The following is a 15,567-nucleotide window of genomic DNA, read 5'->3' as shown; positions in this document are numbered from 1 at the left end:
CAAGGTCGAACGTTTTAATCGCTATTTGAAGGAGAGTTTCGTAGTGCCGCTCGCGGCTACCCTCAAGCAATCGGGGCTGACGTTGGACGTCGATGCCGCGAACGCGCACATTGGGCGGTGGCTCACCGAAGTCGCTAACGTACGCGTTCATGCGACGACACGTGAGCGCCCGGCAGCAAGGCTGATGCTTGAACAGGCTTCGTTGCTGCCGTTGCCCGCAACGAAGATGGCGCCCTTGCCGGCGGCGTCTCGGCCTCGCCGTGTGTTGCCGCGTGAGAGCCTGCAACATCCGTTGGCGGTCTACGACGCGCTGCTGGAGGTGGCCGCATGAATTTGCAGCACGAACGCATTGCTGGCTTGTGCATGCAGCTCAAGCTCGACTGTATGGCCCGCGATTGGGGTTCGCTCGCGCAGCATGCGGCAACGCGCGATGCGAGCCTGGCCGACTTCCTAGAGCAATTGCTACAGGCAGAATCCGATGCACGCGAAGAACGTAAGCGACAGACGCTTACGAAGCTCGCGTCGTTGCCGAGCATCAAGACATTGGAGCAATACGACTTCGCCTTCGCTAGCGGCGCACCGCGAGCGCAGATTCAAGAGTTAGCCAGCTTGACGTTCATCGAGCGCGCCGAGAACGTGGTGCTGCTCGGGCCGAGCGGCGTCGGCAAAACGCACATCGCGAGTGCGCTGGGTTATCGCGCGACGCAGGCAGGCATCAAGACGCGGTTCATCACGGCCGCCGACCTGATGATGCAGCTGGCGACGGCGCGGCAGCAGAATCGGCTGAAGGAGTTCTTCCATCGAGCGGTCGTCGGGCCGAGACTGCTCGTGATTGACGAAATCGGCTATTTGCCGTTTGGGCGGGAGGAAGCGGACTTGTTCTTCAACGTCGTTGCCAAGCGCTACGAGCGCGGCGCCATCGTGTTGACGAGCAACTTGCCGTTCACGCAATGGGCCTCGGCGTTCGCCGACGACCAGACGCTGACGGCAGCGATGCTCGACAGGCTGTTGCACCACGCGCACATCGTGCAAATCAGCGGCGAGAGTTACCGCTTGAAGGACAAGCGGAAAGCAGGACAAACGAGCACGCGGGCGGGCGCGAAGGCAGCCGCGTGATTAGGACCCGGGTGGGTCAGTTTTACTTCGGCGCATCGTCGAAAAATGGGTCAGATTTAAATCGGCGTTGACACATACTGCATGCGTGAATAGGGCGCATGAGAAAACGGGTAGATTCATGCCCTGAGAAGGTCTGTCAAGTTTTTGCTCAGCGTCTAAAACTCGTTACGACGGCTATTCAGCGACGACCCGTGGACATCGACGCTGCACACAGCACAGGGCTGCGGACAGCCCTCGTTGCCGACCGGCTCCCGCGAACTTCGCCGTCTTTCTGACGCGCCGCTGCGCGGCTTAAGCCAGATCAAATAAAAGGGCAGCACCCAGTCTTGACATCTGGGCGTCCAGCTTGCCGAAAAGGCGCGAAGCGCGTTTCCTGAGGACCGTGAGATAGACGGTCTCGTTCTGCCGCATGCGCATCTGCCAGCAGCGAACCAGGACGCAGATTGACTTGAAAGCGATAGCCGAACTGGCGATGTAGTGCAGACTGCGCTTCGTTGCTGTCGTTGGTAAGGCGCCAGCCCAGAACGATCGTGGAATGATCTGAGCGGTGCGCCTGTCGAAACGTTCGAGGTCGAAGAGCGGCACGCGCAACGCGGCAAGTGAAGAGCGCAAGGCGTTGCCCGGAAACATCAGTCCTGAGCTTGAGTGCTTTCGCATCCGTTGAGTACGCCCATCGAGTGGCTATGGGTAAAACGCGCGGCAGATCAGCGGCCACAAGGCGCTGGCAATGGTCGTGCGGTACTCGCATGGAGACGGTGTGCACATCACCGAGGCTATGAACGCGCTACTGAAGCTTGCGTGACCGATTACGGAGGCAGCGGAAGCTGCTGACGCAGTTGCGCAGGAATTGCACAAACGAAAAGGGCTTACGTGCCGTGAAGCAACGTAAGCCCTTGAATCTTTTGGTAGGCCGTACTGGATTCGAACCAGTGACCAACGGATTAAAAGTCCGCTGCTCTACCAGCTGAGCTAACGACCCAAAAGAGAAGCGGGATTATAGCGGCGCATGGTCAAAGCGTCAACCCATTCCCGTCGTGAAACCAATTGAAAAAGCTCGGGACACGCCGTGCCCGGGCTTTTCCTGTGTGCGAGAGGCGCGTTTCGCGGTGTTGGCACACGCCAGCGCCGCAGAATGCTGCCAAAAGCGGATGCCAAAAGCCGAGCCGCAACCGTCCAGCAGCGCTTACTTGAGCTGTGCAAGCTTGCTCTGCGCCGTCTGGGCCACATCCGAACTGCCGTACTGCGAAACGATCTGCTCGAGGGTGCGCTTGGCCGCAGCCTTTTGCCCCTGCTCGATCTGATTGTTCGCAATCGCCAGCAACGCCTCAGGGGCGCGCGGATGCTGCGGATACTTGCTGACCACGTTTTGCCAGGTCGCGGTCGACCCCTTGTAGTCCTTCAGCGCGTAGAGCGCGTTGCCGAGCCAGTACTGCGCGGTCGGCTGATAAGGACTTTGCGGGAACTTCGCGATGAAGCTGCGGAAGGATGCAGCCGCGTTCTTGAAGTCGCCGTTGCGAAACTGCTGCGAAGCGGCGTTGAACGCGTCCATCTCACCCGGCTGAACGGTGCCTTGCATGCCGTCCACGGTCTCCTGCTGCGGCTCGAACCTCTTGAGCCGCGTGTCGAGATCCGTGTAGTAGTCCTTCTGTTGCTTCTGCAGGGTCGCCAACTGGTTCGCCATATCCTCGTTCTGTCCGCGCAGCGTGGCGACCTGCTGGTTGAGCTGGTCGATGTGGTTGGACTGGTCGAGGATCGTGCGTTGAGCGGCGGACAACTGGGTCGACAGGTTGTCCGTTTTCGCGCGCAGGTCGAGAATCGCCTGGCGCGCCTGATCGTCATCGAAGAGACCTGCGTGAGCGGGCAGCGCCGCAAAGGCGACGCCAGCCACACAGGCGGCTGCGGCTATCCGCAGCGAGGAGAAACGGTGCGACATACGCCCCTTCATCCAATGCTCAATTACTGTTGATACACGAGGTCAGCACGGCGATTCTGCGCCCACGACGCTTCGTCGTGGCCCGTTGCGACCGGCTTTTCCTTACCGAGGCTGACAGCTTCCATCTGCGAATCAGCCACACCCATCAGTGAGAGACCGCGACGGACCGCTTCAGCACGCTTCTGGCCCAGCGCCAGGTTGTACTCGCTCGTGCCGCGCTCGTCGGTGTTGCCCTGGATCAGGACGTGACGTTCCGGGTGCGTCTTCAGGTATTGCGCGTGAGCTTGCAGCAGCGACTGGTACTCGTCCTTGACGGCGTAGCTGTCGAAATCGAAGTACACGCTGCGCTTGGCGAGCGGGCTGTTCGGGTTGTTCAGCTCATCGACGTTCACCTGGGCGACCGCGTTCGGGTTCGGCTGGGTGCTCATCGCACCGGCGTTCGCGTTCTCTTCCTTGACCCCCGACTTGCACGCTGCCAATGCACCGATCATCAGAACGGCCAGGGCCAGGCGGACTTTCTTCGACATCATCTTTTCTCTCCTGAAGTGTTATTGCATGAAAGGACCCCAGGACGGCTCGCGTACGGTGCCGCCCTGAACGGACAGGATTTGCCGCGTACGACCATCGGTCGAAACAGCGGCCAGCACGCCACGGCCGTTCACCTGTGTGGCGTAAAGAAGGTACTGACCGTTCGCCGCGAAGCTGGGCGATTCGTCGTGTGTGGTGTCAGTGAGCGCCGTGGCGACCCCGGACTGCAGATCTTGAATGTACAGTTTAAATCCGCCACCCGTGCGGGAGATGTACGCCAGCTGCTTGCCGTCCGGGCTGACCTTCGGGCTCGTATTGTAGTTGCCGGAGAACGTCACGCGTTGCGCCGCTCCGGCGCTTTCGCCCTGGGCCGGCATCTTGTAGATCTGCGGCTGGCCGCCGCGGTCGCTCGTGAAGTAAATCCAGCGTCCGTCAGGAGAGTAGGTGGGTTCGGTGTCGATCGTCGTGCCTTGCGTGAGGCGGCGCAGGCCGGAGCCGTCGGCATTGACGGCGAAGATCTGCGTGTTGCCCGTGCGCGACAGTGCTACCGCGAGCGTGCGGCCATCGGGCGACCAGGCGGGCGCCGAGTTGTTGCCCTTCTGGTCCGAGATGATCACGCGGCGACCCGTGGGAAGGTCGTGCACGTAGACGATCGGCTTTTTCTTTTCGAAAGATACGTAAGCGACCTTCGTACCGTCGGGCGACCAGGCCGGCGAGATGATCGGCTCGGGGCTGGAGAGCGCGATGTGCGCGTCTTGTCCGTCGGAGTCCGAAACCTGCAGCTGGAAGCGGTTGCCCGTCTTGATCACGTACGAAAGACGCGTGGCGAACACGCCGCGATCGCCGAGCAGCTTCTGATAGATGTAATCCGCTACCTTGTGCGCGGTCATGCGCAGACCGGTCGCCGGGCTCGTGAGCACGAGGCCGCCAAGGCTCTCGCCCTTAACGGTGTCGTAGAGCTTGAAGCGCACTTCGTACTGGCCGTTGGCGAGCTTGTTCACGCTGCCCGCGACGAACGCATTGGCGCCTTTGGCTTTCCAGCTGCCGAGATCGACGGAGTCGTTTTCCGAAACCGGCGCGCCGCCGGCGTCGATATTGGTGAATTTCCCGCTGCGTTGCAGGTCGGCGCGCACGATGGCGGCGACCTGCTCGGGCGAATTCGCTTCACCGGCAAAGTTTGCCGTCGCGATGGGGAACTGGGTGGAGCCCACGCCGGTGACGAGGACGTTGAGTTGTGCGTTCGCTGCGCCGCCCGCCGTAATCAGGCAGGACGCGACGAGGGTTCGCAGGCCAAGCTTCGTCATCAAACTCATGCTGTGATGTTTCCTGAATAAGCGATTTTTGTCGCACCGCGCGACAGCAGAGTGACCCGGGAACGTTCGAATCGTTCCGTTTTTCGCTGTCGCGCGCCGGCTTTCATCAATCCTTCCATGCCTTGCGGTCGCCGTTAGCCAGCCGGGCGCAAGGTGATCTTGAAGCTCGCAGGCGTCTTGCCATCCGTGTCGACCGGCATCGGATCGGAGCGCTGGACCGCCCGCAGCGCGGCATCGTCCCACGACTGGTTGCCGCTACTGCGCGTGATGTTCGCGCCTAGCAGCGTGCCGCTTGGCGAGCATCGGACCGCGATTTCCGTTTCGAGACCCGCCGTTTCGCCCGACCAGACGATGTTCGGACGCACGCGGCGCCGCACCTTGTCCGCATAGCCCGGCGACGTCGCATTGCCGCCCGAGCCGCTGCCGGTCCCGCTCTTCGCAAGACCGTTGCCACTCGAGCCCTCACCGCCGCCCATGGCGCCTTGCATCTGCGCAATGCGGGCGCGGCGTTCCGCGTCGAGCTTCTTCGCCTGGGCGTCAGCCTGCGCCTTCGCCTTGGCCGCCTTCTCGGCATCGGCCTTCTTCTGCGCCTCGAGCTTCGCCTGCTTCTGCTGCTCCTCTTCCTGCTGCTGTTTCTTGAGCGCGTCCTGCTGTTGCAACTGCTTCTGCTTTTCAGCGGTGGCCTGTTGCTGCTCCTGCTGCTTCTTGAGCTTTTCCGCCTTTTGTTGAGCGGCGAGCTGCGCCGCCTGCTGCGCAGCGAGCTGCTGGCGCTTCGCCTCGGCTTCCTGCTGCTTCATGCGCTGCTGCTCGGCCAGTTGCGCCTCGCGCGCTGCCTCTTGCTGCTTACGCTTTTGCTGTTGCAGGGCGATGTCGGCTTCCTCGGCTTGCGGCGGCGGCGGGGCAGGGGCAGGGGCGACCGGCGCGGGCGGCGGCAGCGGCTTCGGCGTGGAGACGTCCGGCACCTCGGTCCAGAGTTCCGCCTCCTCTCCGGCCGGCGTGCTGTTCTGCCAGTGGATGCCGTGATAGAGAAATAGACCGAGCAGCACGTGCATCAGCACCGCGAGCGCGATAGCACGTACTGTGCCACGCTCGCGCGGAGGCTGCAGCGGATAGGAATCGTTCTTCCGGGTCATTGCGATTTGACGAGCAGTCCGACACGTTTGACCCCATGCGACTTCAGGTCGGACATCACGTTCATCACCGTCTCGTATTTGACGGACTTGTCGGCGGCGATCACCACGGGCTGGTCGGGATGGCTCTGCTCGCGGTCGGCGACGAAGCCGTTGAGATCGGCGCGCGTCATGCTTTCCTGCTGCGTGGCGCCGGAGTCATCCTTATAGCGTACGCTCAAGGTGCCGTCGGGTCGAATGTTGACCACGACGGGCGGTGTTTGTTGTTGCTGCGACGCACCGCCGACGGTGGGCAGGTTGATGATGGACGGCGCGACGAGCGGCGCCGTCACCATGAAAATCACGAGCAGCACCAGCATCACGTCGATATACGGCACGACATTGATGTCGGCCATCGCGCGGCGCGAGCGGCTGCCTCGCATGCTCGAACGGACTGAGCCTCCCATCTTCGACTCCTTGCTTAGTGAAGATTAGTGGGCCTGACGCTGCAGGATATTCGAAAACTCTTCGATGAAAGTTTCGAAGCGGATCGCCAGACGATCGATGTCGTGCGCGTAGCTGTTGTACGCGACCACCGCCGGAATCGCGGCGAACAGACCGATCGCGGTTGCCGTCAGCGCTTCGGCAATGCCAGGCGCGACATTGGCGAGCGTGGCCTGCTGCACGTTCGCGAGGCCCCGGAACGCGTTCATGATCCCCCACACCGTGCCGAACAGACCGATGTACGGGCTCACCGAGCCGACCGAAGCGAGGAACGAGAGATTCGCTTCGAGCGCGTCCATCTCGCGCTGGAACGCCGCGCGCATGGCGCGGCGCGCGCCGTCGAGCACGAGGCTCGGATCATTCAGGCGCTTCTCTTTCGCCTTCAGGAATTCGCGCATGCCCGATTCGAAGATACGCTCGAGCGCGCCGATCGTGTGACGGTTGTTGGCTGCGCTCTGGTAGAGCGCCTGCAGATCGCCGCCCGACCAGAAGTCGCGCTCGAAGCGCTCCGTCTGGGACCGCGCCCGGCGGATGGCAAACCACTTGCGGAAAATGAAAGTCCAGGAAATCAGCGACATGAGCAAAAGGAGCCCCATCACCGCCTGTGCCAGTATGCTCGCATTAAGAACGAGTGAAATGATCGACAGATCTTGCGTAGTGTTCATATTGTTTCGTTGTGACGTCCCGAAAGGGGCGAGCGGCTGCGAGACGACGCAAGGCTTCCCCTGGGCGTTTGGGAAGCTTTCGCGCTGTCGCGGCCGAACCCTGCTTGGTCCTGCATTGAGCGGCGCGAGTTCACTGGCGTCGTATCAACGGTAACTACTGCACTGCCGTTGACACGGCGTACAGGTCTTTCTGTGGTCCGCGCTGCAGGGCTTCGTGCACGCGGTCCGGAATTGGGGCCGGGCGCATGGCTGCGGCATCGACGCAAGCTACACGAATGGTGCCCGTAGCGAGCAGCGTGTCGTCGCGCCACGCCTCCTGCACGAAGTCGACGGAGGCACGGCCAAGCTTCTCGACGCGGCTCACGGTCGTGACGACGTCGTCGAGGCGCGCGGGCGAGCGGTAATCGAGCGCAGTGCTGCGCACGACGAAGAGCACGCCCGTTTCCCCGGCGAGCCGACGCTGATCGACGCCGCACGCGCGCAGCCATTCGGTGCGCGCGCGTTCGAAGAACTTCAGGTAATTCGCGTAAAACACGATTCCGCCCGCGTCGGTGTCCTCGTAGTAGACCCGGACCGGCCACGAAAAGCCGCGCCCGGCCGGTGAGGACGCCGCATCCGGCTTGCTGGTGGAATTTTCCATGCCGCGCATTCTACCGGAACGCGCGGCCCCTACGTCTTTCGTCCGGCTGACGTAAGCAACAGATATGTAAGGAAATTTAGCCGCGGTGGATGCTGAGACCGGCGAACGTCTGGGCGACCGGCATCAGTTCGATCGTATTGATGTTGACGTGGGCAGGGCGCGTGGCGATCCAGTAGATCGAGTCGGCGATGTCCTCGGCCGTGAGCGGTTGCACGTCCTTGTAGACGTTGGCCGCCTTCGCGTCGTCGCCGCGAAAGCGCACGTTCGAGAACTCGGTGCCGCCACACAGGCCGGGCTCGATGTCGGTCACGCGCAGCGCGGTGCCCGCGAGGTCGGCGCGCAGGTTCAGGCTGAACTGGCGCACGAATGCCTTGGTCGCCCCGTAGACGTTGCCGCCCGGATACGGCCAGCGGCCCGCCACCGAGCCGAGATTGAAGATGTGGCCGCGGTTGCGCGCGACCATGCCTGGCAGGAACGCATGCGTGATCTGCACGAGCCCCGTGCAGTTGGTGTCGATCATGGTTTCCCACTCGTCCAGGTCGGCCTTCTGGGCGGGCTCGACGCCGAGTGCGAGGCCGGCGTTGTTGACGAGCACGTCGACGGCTGCGAACTCCGGCGGCAGCGCGGCGGGCGCGGCTTCGACCGCGGCGCGGTCGCGCACGTCGAGTTCGATGGGCAGGAGGGCGTTGCCGAGTTCGGCGGCGAGGGCGTCGAGGCGGTCCTTGCGGCGAGCAGTGGCGACGACGCGATGTCCGCCCTTTACGAACGCCCGGGCGATGGCGGCGCCAAAGCCCGCAGACGCGCCGGTGACAAAAACGATCATGATGGCTCCCTGGTCGGTAAAAGGCGAGGAAAGGGGAAAGCCTACTTCCAATGCCGCGTTGCGGCAAGGAAGGGACAGGACACGTGGGGGCCGCGTAGCCGGCGCCGGTGTTCGCGGGAGCCCCGGTCGCGGCGCGCCCACCGGGGCCTCGCGCAGGCGGTTGCCTATTCGTTGCCGTTCCAATACACTAACGCGCTCAATCCCTGCGTGACTGGCGATAGGGTTCCGGATTAGCCGTGCTGACCGTGTTGAAGGCAGCAACGCGCGTGCTATTGGGGACTCAAGGTGGAACGACCCACCGTGAAGCGCAGGGCGCCGTTTTGCCGTTCGCCTGGGCAGCCTGATTCCGCGCGCTTTCGTTAGCGCTGCCGGGGCTGTCCTGCCTCGTGTGTGCGGCACCTCCTTCCGCCACGTCAAGGCTGGCCTCTTCGCCAGCAGCGCCGCGTACCCGCTACGCGTTCCGCGCGAGACCCGGTCAACCTGAACACACTTAACGGAATCCGTATGTTTGACAGAGCCGAAAGCACCATCGCCAACGTCGATCCCGAACTCTTCAAGGCGATCGAACTCGAGAACCGTCGCCAGGAAGAGCACATCGAGCTCATCGCGTCGGAAAACTACACGTCGCCCGCGGTCATGGCCGCGCAGGGTTCGCAGCTCACCAACAAGTACGCCGAAGGCTACCCCGGTAAGCGCTATTACGGCGGCTGCGAATACGTGGATATCGTCGAGCAGCTCGCGATCGACCGCGTGAAGCAGATCTTCGGCGCCGAAGCCGCGAACGTCCAGCCGAACTCGGGTTCGCAGGCGAACCAGGGTGTGTTTTTCGCCATGCTCAAGCCCGGCGACACGATCATGGGCATGAGCCTCGCGCACGGCGGCCACCTCACACACGGCTCGCCCGTCAACATGTCGGGCAAGTGGTTCAACGTCGTGAGCTACGGGCTGAACGAAGCCGAAGACATCGACTACGAAGCGGCCGAAAAGCTCGCCCAGGAACACAAGCCGAAGCTGATCGTGGCGGGCGCCTCGGCGTTCGCGCTGCGCATCGACTTCGAGCGTCTCTCGAAGATCGCGAAGAGCGTGGGCGCGTACTTCATGGTCGACATGGCGCACTACGCTGGCCTGGTCGCCGCGGGTGTCTACCCGAACCCGGTGCCGTTCGCCGACTTCGTCACCACGACCACGCACAAGAGCCTGCGCGGCCCGCGCGGCGGCGTGATCCTGATGAAGGCCGAGTTCGAGAAGCAGATCAACTCGGCGATCTTCCCGGGCATCCAGGGTGGTCCGCTCATGCACGTGATCGCGGGCAAGGCCGTGGCGTTCAAGGAAGCGCTCTCGCCGGAATTCAAGGCCTACCAGCAGCACGTGGTCGAGAATGCGCGCGTGCTGGCGGAAACGCTGGTCAAGCGCGGGTTGCGCATCGTCTCGGGCCGCACGGAAAGCCACGTCATGCTCGTGGACCTGCGCGCGAAGAAGATCACCGGCAAGGCCGCCGAAGCTGCGCTCGGTGCCGCGCACATCACGGTGAACAAGAACGCGATCCCGAACGACCCGGAAAAGCCGTTCGTGACGAGCGGTATCCGCCTCGGTTCGCCGGCCATGACGACGCGCGGCTTCGGCGTGAAGGAAGCCGAGCAGGTGGGCAACCTGATTGCCGACGTGCTCGACAATCCGGAAGATGCCGCGACGATCGAGCGCGTGAAGGCGCAAGTCGCCGAGCTGACGAAGCGCTTCCCGGTTTATCGCTAAGCCGCGCGCTGACTGAGCCTTAGCATGCGCTGCCCGTTTTGCCGGCACGAAGACACGCAGGTCGTCGACTCGCGCGTTTCGGAAGACGGCGCCGCGATCCGGCGCCGCCGCCGTTGCCCGGCCTGCGACAAACGTTTCACGACGTACGAGCGGGTCGAGCTGGCGATGCCGGCCATCGTCAAGAAGGATGGCAGCCGCACGGAATTCGACCGCCGCAAGATCATGGCGAGCATGCAACTGGCGCTGCGCAAGCGCCCGGTCGCGGCAGACGCGATCGACGCGGCGGTTGCCCGCATCGAGTATCAGCTGCTCGGCAGCGGCGAGCGCGAAGTGCGCAGCGAGCGCCTTGGCGAGCTCGTGATGGGCGAATTGCGCGAACTCGACAAGGTCGCGTTCGTGCGTTTTGCTTCGGTGTACCGCCGTTTCGAAGATGTCTCCGAATTCGAAGACGTGATCGAGGAATTCCGCCGCGCCGGCACTGGCGCCACGCCCACGAAAAAGCGCTGAGCGCATTCGCATCTTCTTTCCTCCTTCATTGCCGCTGCCGTGACGCTTGCATTCTCGCGAGCCGCCGCTGCGCGCACCAGCTAGCCGTTCGGCTAATTGTTTCGTTTCCCGTTCGTCCGTAGATTGATGGCAATCCGCTAACACTGAGGATTGCTGATGAAATACCCAGGATTCACGCTCGTCGAGACAATGGTCGTCATCGCCCTGCTGGCGATCGGCGCGATGGTTTCGACGCCCGTATTCACTGCCTGGCGCGTGCGCGACCAGGTCGATGCGCGTGCCAATGCGATGCTGGGCACGCTCGCCTATGCGCGCAACGAGGCGATACGGCGTAAGGCACGCGTCACCGTCTGCCGCGTCGACGCGGCGCGCAACTGTCTTGCCGCCGCGAAAGCGTGTCCGTCCGGACTCGCCGACTGGTCGTGCGGCTGGGCTGTCATGATCGAGCGCGCCGGCGCCTACGTGCCGTTGCGCGTGCAACCAGCGCTCGATGCCGTCGCCGTAGCGTCGGGGCTCGCATCCATCACGTTCACGCCGCCCGCGGGGCAGACCATCGGCACCTTGCGCAACTTCGAGATCGGGCCGCGCGTTGCGTCTGCCTCGCAACCCGGCAAAGCATGGCGGCGCTGCATACGCATCGCGGCGGGCGGCCGCGCGCGCATCAGCGACGGCTCATGCACGGCGGCGTCATGAGAGCGGGGAGAGAGCGTGACCTTCGGGGGGCGACGCTGCTGGAAGTCGCCGTTGCACTGGGCATGATGGCGACGTGCGCGCTCGGCCTGATGAGCACCCATCTCGGGATGGCCAGGCACGCGCAGGTTGCGCAGGCTCGCGAACGTGCCGCATTTGCTGCTTCCGCCTTTGCCGAAGCCCTGCGCGCGGCGGGGGGCGCAGGTCCAACGACTGCTGCAACGGACAAGTGGAAGGCGCTGACAGCGGCCATTCTGCCCGACGGGCAGTCGTCCACGTCGAGCGCGGGAGGCGATGCGTCGATCGCGACCGTCAGTTGGGCGGCCGCCCGGTTCGTCGCGGCACCGGGTTCGGCGGCGCCCTCTCGCGTCGTGCCGTGTATCGACGCAACGGTGCCTGAGGGGCGCGACTGCGTCGCTCTCGCGTTTTTGCGATGAGCGGACGCCCCGCCAAGGTGCGCCCGCAAGTGGGCCATACGCTCCTCGAACTCACGATCGCCGTCGCGCTTGGCCTCGTAGTGACGCTTGGCGCGTTGTCGGCATATCGGTCGCAACGCCAGGCCTTCGCCTATGCGAGCGACACTGCGCGCATCCACGAGGCCGGCATGAACGCGTTGATGTTGATCGGCGAGCAGATTCAGATGGCGGGATTCGTTGCTGCGGATGCACGCGCGCCCCTGGCCGGCCCGGCCATCTTTGGCTGCACAGCCGGGCGGCCTGGCGGTGCCGATGCCGCGCTGGCCTGCGAGTCGCTATCGAGCCGCTCAGACGGACTCGCTGTGCGCTATCAAGGCGACGGCATATCGACGTGGCCCGCCGCAAGCGGTCAGGCCACCGATTGCCTCGGCCAGGCGGTGGGAGCGGCGGGCGTCGAGATCGTGAACCGCTATCACGCCAAGGTGAGCGGGTCGACAGGGGACACCGAGCTTTATTGCGAAGGCTCAGGCAAGGTTGGGACGGCGCAGCCCCTGGTCGAGGGCGTCGAGCGCCTGCGGGTGCGCTACTGGACCGCGGGTGCGGCGCAGGCGCTCGATGCTTCGGCCTTCGCGCGCGATCAGTGGGCGGGGGTCGTCGCGGTCGACCTGTGCGTGCTGGTGCGCGGTGCCGCGTTTCCCCGGCGCACACGCTACGTCGATTGCGATGGTGTGCAGGCTGTCGGCTCCGATGGGCGAGCGCGTCAAGCTTTCTGGCGTCACATCGTGCTGCGGAACGTGGCGCAGGCGGCGTCATGAGTGCGACCTCGCATCGGGATCGCCGCCTCTCCCGCACGCGGCCCGCGCATCGCGGCGTTGCGCTGCCCGTCGTACTGCTCATTGTCGCGATGATGCTGGTGACGTCGGCGGCATGGTTCGAGGCGGCGCTGCTGGCTCGACGCAACGCAGATGCCGTAGCCGATCATCTGCAGTCCTTCCATGCCGCCGACGCCGCGCTCCTGCTGTGTTCGCGCGCGCTGACCCATGGTTCGCTGGCCGCACCGGCCGATGCCGTTCAATCCGGCGAGCCACAAGCGTGGCGACGGCAGGATAGTTTCGAGCGGCAAGCCGTGATGCCCGTTGCCAGCTGGCCGGGCTCGGGGCGCGCGCCGCAATGCTTCGTCGAGGCGTGGCGGATCGACAGCCGTCCCCAGGCTCGCGCGTATCTCGTGACGGCACGCGGCTTCGGTGCATCGGAAGACACGCAAAGCTGGCTGCAGGACCAGGTGGTCGTCGAAGCAGCGGGCGATGTGACGCGCGTCGAGCATCACTGGCGTCACGTCGTCGCAAGGCCGTTTTGAAGAGGGAGGCTGGAAGAATGACGAGAAGCGATCGGTGCGGCGCGTTCACATTGCTCGAGCTGGTCATTGCGCTGGCTGCGGCGGCCATCGTCGCCGCTTTCGCGCTGCCGGGGTGGCGCGAGCAGATTGCGAGGGGACATCGTATCGACGCCGTCGCTGCGATCTATCGGGCGGCGCAGTTCATCGACATGCAGGCCACGTCGATGACGGCATTGCCTGCAGGCTTCTATCGAGCTCCAGCGACCGGGCCGCCTGCTTACCGCTTGCACCTCTTGCCTGCGGACGAGTCCAACGGCGGCTACGCCATTGCGGCGGATCCCGTGGAAAGCGGGCCGATGCGCGGCGATGCTTGTGGCGCCTTCGTGCTCGACGCCACCGGTGCGCGCAGCAATCAGGTGGCGGGCGGCAGCGTCGCGGCGGCCACCTCGCAGATGTGCTGGCGGGACCGTTGAGCGTGAGGCCGGGGTGCCGGGAGCGACCGGTGATCAGCCGGTGAGATCTTCTTCGGCGGATGTATCGCGTGCTGGGCGGATCGTCGAGGCGCCGCGCTGACGCCGCACCTGTTGCCACACGCGATACGCCTCCCATGCGGTAAAGGCCAGGCCGCCCCACTTGATGACGGGTCGCGCGGCCGAAAAGACGCGCGTACGCAGCGGCTTGGCAAGGATGAGCGAGGCGAGCGAACCGAGGAGCGGATACCGCTTGATCAGCTTACCGAGGCCGCTAGCCATGCCGCCGGCGCTCGAATGACCGAAGCCGGGCACGAGGAAGCGCAGCGCGCGGAAATTGCTGAGCGACGCGCGGATTTCCGCGAGCGATTCTGCCATTTCGGCGCGCTCTACGCTCGCGCGCACCAGGAGCAATTCCTTGCGCAGCGCCCGCATTTGCGGTGCGGAGAGGTCGTGAGAGCGGTTGTGGCGGGGGCGGAAGGCGGTGTCCGGATGCGGATGGCTCATGGCGTCGGCTCTCGGCTATCGTGTTAGAGGCTGGGGGCGCCGGCGGTTGCAGGCGCGCAGCGCGCCCGGCAGAACCTCTGGCACTGCGCCTCGCAACGCGCGGCGCATCGTGAATATTGCCAGCTACGGGTTGCGCAACGCATCGCGGTCTTTCTGGAACTCCTCGAGCGTCTCCTGGAAGACGAGTGGCGCGGTGTGCAGGCCGCGACGCGCCTTCAGTCCGCAGAAAACGGCCGAGGCCGCATAGACGAACGTGAGCCCTGCGAGCGCCTGCCAACGGTACGTGTCCCAGAAGGCGATGGCGATGAGCGCTGTCAGCGCGATCAAGGCAAGCATCGCGAACATCATCCCCGCGAGGCCGAGGAAGAGCACGGCGATCAAGCGATCCTTTTCCTCGGCCAGTTCGATGCCGATGAGTTCGAGGCGTGTCTGAACCATCGCGGTCGCTGAGCCGAGCAATCGGCGCAACGCCCCGTGTTCGTGTCGCTGCGTGTGGGTGTCTGTCGTCATGGCGATGGCAGGTGGCGCAGGCGGGTGCCCGGGCAGAGGACAACAAAAAACAGCCGCCGGTGTCGCCCGGCGGGACGAGGCTGCGCTGCGCGATGACCAGCGACACGTCGTCAGCGCGCAGGCGGCTCGAATGGCTCGCCCGCTTGACGCGAGCGCTGCTGCGAGCGCCCACGCCTGGCGGCGAGCGCCGGCTTACTTGCGGTTGATCAGCAAGCCGACCAGCACGCCCACGCCGGCAGCGATGCCGATCGACGCCCACGGATGCTCGTGAACGTAGTCGTCAGTGGCGCGCGCCGCCTTTTTGCCTTTCTCGACCACAACGACCTGGACGTCGGCTGCCTTCTCTTTCGCCTGTTTCAGACGCGACAGTGCCGTTTCGCGCAATTCCGAGGCACGCTCGCCCGTAGCGCTCGCTGCCTGCTTGAGCAGGTCCTCTGCATCCGCGAGGACGGTTTTGATATCGGACATCAGCCTCTCCTTGTTGACTTCTGACATTGACTGGCTCCCATCGTGTCACATCACGCGTGAATCGTAACAAAGATACGGGCGCTGGCAAGCGTGACGCGTCGCCACGATCCCCCGTTCGCACAACTTGTTCCCGCCGCGAGCGAACGCGGCATCGATAACCGGGCAGCGACGCGCGTTGGAAGAACCATTGAGTTGATCCGGCACCTAAAGTTTCCCTCAATCGGCTCGAAATTACAAAAACTCATACCGGTGTGAGGCGAAGTTCGTTAGCGGGGCGCGA

The 15,567-nt window shown here is 64.3% G+C and carries 20 protein-coding genes, 1 tRNA gene, 1 pseudogene and 1 riboswitch; of the genes and pseudogenes, 9 read left to right on the top strand and 13 right to left on the bottom strand.

What is annotated here, in order from left to right:
- Window positions 1–331, top strand: a pseudogene (locus BMI01S_RS11485) (IS21 family transposase); the annotation flags it as partial.
- The gene (istB, locus tag BMI01S_RS11480) at window positions 328–1,116 is read left to right on the top strand and encodes an IS21-like element helper ATPase IstB (protein WP_028215216.1); all 789 of its coding nucleotides are present in this window, start codon (window positions 328–330) and stop codon (window positions 1,114–1,116) included. The pseudogene BMI01S_RS11485 and the gene istB, both read left to right, overlap by 4 nt.
- A 291-nt stretch (window positions 1,117–1,407) precedes the next feature.
- Here istB and BMI01S_RS11475 read toward each other — a convergent pair whose 3' ends face one another.
- The 10 genes from BMI01S_RS11475 to ydfG all read right to left on the bottom strand — a co-directional run bounded on the left by BMI01S_RS11475 (window position 1,408) and on the right by ydfG (window position 8,631).
- Window positions 1,408–1,746, bottom strand: coding sequence for a hypothetical protein (locus BMI01S_RS11475; RefSeq protein WP_028215215.1), 339 nt, complete (start codon window positions 1,744–1,746; stop codon window positions 1,408–1,410).
- Between the two features lie 273 nt (window positions 1,747–2,019).
- Window positions 2,020–2,095, bottom strand: a tRNA-Lys gene (locus BMI01S_RS11470).
- A gap of 204 nt (window positions 2,096–2,299) precedes the next feature.
- A complete protein-coding gene (gene ybgF / locus BMI01S_RS11465) occupies window positions 2,300–3,049 on the bottom strand; it encodes a tol-pal system protein YbgF (protein ID WP_028215214.1) in 750 nt (249 codons plus the stop codon).
- 23 nt (window positions 3,050–3,072) lie between these two features.
- Window positions 3,073–3,579 carry a peptidoglycan-associated lipoprotein Pal gene (pal, locus tag BMI01S_RS11460; RefSeq protein WP_028215213.1) on the bottom strand — a complete coding sequence of 169 codons (507 nt, stop codon included), beginning with the start codon at window positions 3,577–3,579 and terminating at the stop codon, window positions 3,073–3,075.
- A gap of 18 nt (window positions 3,580–3,597) precedes the next feature.
- Window positions 3,598–4,890, bottom strand: coding sequence for a Tol-Pal system beta propeller repeat protein TolB (gene tolB, locus BMI01S_RS11455; protein ID WP_028215212.1), 1,293 nt, complete (start codon window positions 4,888–4,890; stop codon window positions 3,598–3,600).
- Window positions 4,891–5,024: 134 nt separating this feature from the next.
- Window positions 5,025–6,023: a cell envelope integrity protein TolA gene (gene tolA, locus BMI01S_RS11450; protein WP_028215211.1), complete on the bottom strand. Its 999-nt coding sequence runs from the start codon at window positions 6,021–6,023 to the stop codon at window positions 5,025–5,027.
- The gene (gene tolR, locus BMI01S_RS11445) at window positions 6,020–6,466 is read right to left on the bottom strand and encodes a protein TolR (RefSeq protein ID WP_036021737.1); all 447 of its coding nucleotides are present in this window, start codon (window positions 6,464–6,466) and stop codon (window positions 6,020–6,022) included. Before tolR ends, tolA begins: the two co-directional genes overlap by 4 nt.
- A 24-nt stretch (window positions 6,467–6,490) precedes the next feature.
- Complete coding sequence (tolQ, locus tag BMI01S_RS11440; protein WP_028205324.1) at window positions 6,491–7,168, bottom strand: protein TolQ; 678 nt, start codon at window positions 7,166–7,168, stop codon at window positions 6,491–6,493.
- A 154-nt stretch (window positions 7,169–7,322) separates the two neighbouring features.
- Complete coding sequence (gene ybgC, locus BMI01S_RS11435) at window positions 7,323–7,817, bottom strand: tol-pal system-associated acyl-CoA thioesterase (RefSeq protein WP_028215209.1); 495 nt, start codon at window positions 7,815–7,817, stop codon at window positions 7,323–7,325.
- Window positions 7,818–7,884: 67 nt separating this feature from the next.
- Window positions 7,885–8,631 (bottom strand): bifunctional NADP-dependent 3-hydroxy acid dehydrogenase/3-hydroxypropionate dehydrogenase YdfG, encoded by a 747-nt coding sequence (ydfG, locus tag BMI01S_RS11430; RefSeq protein WP_028215208.1) that lies wholly within the window; start codon window positions 8,629–8,631, stop codon window positions 7,885–7,887.
- 197 nt (window positions 8,632–8,828) lie between these two features.
- Window positions 8,829–8,975: riboswitch (ZMP/ZTP riboswitch) on the top strand.
- A 160-nt stretch (window positions 8,976–9,135) separates the two neighbouring features.
- Here ydfG and glyA point away from each other — a divergent pair.
- The 7 genes from glyA to BMI01S_RS11395 all read left to right on the top strand — a co-directional run bounded on the left by glyA (window position 9,136) and on the right by BMI01S_RS11395 (window position 13,805).
- Window positions 9,136–10,383: a serine hydroxymethyltransferase gene (glyA, locus tag BMI01S_RS11425; protein ID WP_028215207.1), complete on the top strand. Its 1,248-nt coding sequence runs from the start codon at window positions 9,136–9,138 to the stop codon at window positions 10,381–10,383.
- A gap of 24 nt (window positions 10,384–10,407) precedes the next feature.
- On the top strand, window positions 10,408–10,890 hold the full coding sequence (gene nrdR, locus BMI01S_RS11420) for a transcriptional regulator NrdR (protein WP_028215206.1): 483 nt from the start codon (window positions 10,408–10,410) through the stop codon (window positions 10,888–10,890).
- A 156-nt stretch (window positions 10,891–11,046) separates the two neighbouring features.
- A complete protein-coding gene (locus tag BMI01S_RS11415; RefSeq protein WP_036021733.1) occupies window positions 11,047–11,583 on the top strand; it encodes a GspH/FimT family pseudopilin in 537 nt (178 codons plus the stop codon).
- On the top strand, window positions 11,580–12,017 hold the full coding sequence (locus BMI01S_RS38075; protein ID WP_154671191.1) for a hypothetical protein: 438 nt from the start codon (window positions 11,580–11,582) through the stop codon (window positions 12,015–12,017). Before BMI01S_RS11415 ends, BMI01S_RS38075 begins: the two co-directional genes overlap by 4 nt.
- Entirely contained in the window at window positions 12,014–12,811 is a 798-nt protein-coding gene (locus tag BMI01S_RS11405; RefSeq protein ID WP_042289180.1) for a PilW family protein, read from the top strand. Before BMI01S_RS38075 ends, BMI01S_RS11405 begins: the two co-directional genes overlap by 4 nt.
- Entirely contained in the window at window positions 12,808–13,353 is a 546-nt protein-coding gene (locus tag BMI01S_RS11400; protein ID WP_042289177.1) for a pilus assembly PilX family protein, read from the top strand. Before BMI01S_RS11405 ends, BMI01S_RS11400 begins: the two co-directional genes overlap by 4 nt.
- Before the next feature lie 17 nt (window positions 13,354–13,370).
- Window positions 13,371–13,805 (top strand): type IV pilin protein, encoded by a 435-nt coding sequence (locus BMI01S_RS11395; RefSeq protein ID WP_028213427.1) that lies wholly within the window; start codon window positions 13,371–13,373, stop codon window positions 13,803–13,805.
- Window positions 13,806–13,838: 33 nt separating this feature from the next.
- Here the strand turns inward: BMI01S_RS11395 and BMI01S_RS11390 are convergent, their stop codons facing one another.
- From BMI01S_RS11390 to BMI01S_RS11380, 3 genes are all read right to left on the bottom strand, one after another.
- Window positions 13,839–14,309: a DUF3318 domain-containing protein gene (locus tag BMI01S_RS11390; protein ID WP_036019903.1), complete on the bottom strand. Its 471-nt coding sequence runs from the start codon at window positions 14,307–14,309 to the stop codon at window positions 13,839–13,841.
- 123 nt (window positions 14,310–14,432) lie between these two features.
- Entirely contained in the window at window positions 14,433–14,819 is a 387-nt protein-coding gene (locus BMI01S_RS11385; RefSeq protein ID WP_028213426.1) for a phage holin family protein, read from the bottom strand.
- Between the two features lie 192 nt (window positions 14,820–15,011).
- Entirely contained in the window at window positions 15,012–15,314 is a 303-nt protein-coding gene (locus tag BMI01S_RS11380; RefSeq protein WP_007584918.1) for a DUF883 family protein, read from the bottom strand.
- Window positions 15,315–15,567 lie beyond the last annotated feature (253 nt).

This window comes from Paraburkholderia mimosarum LMG 23256 = NBRC 106338, assembly GCF_000739815.1.
Taxonomy (GTDB): domain Bacteria; phylum Pseudomonadota; class Gammaproteobacteria; order Burkholderiales; family Burkholderiaceae; genus Paraburkholderia; species Paraburkholderia mimosarum.
This window is presented reverse-complemented; position numbering and strand designations above follow the sequence as displayed.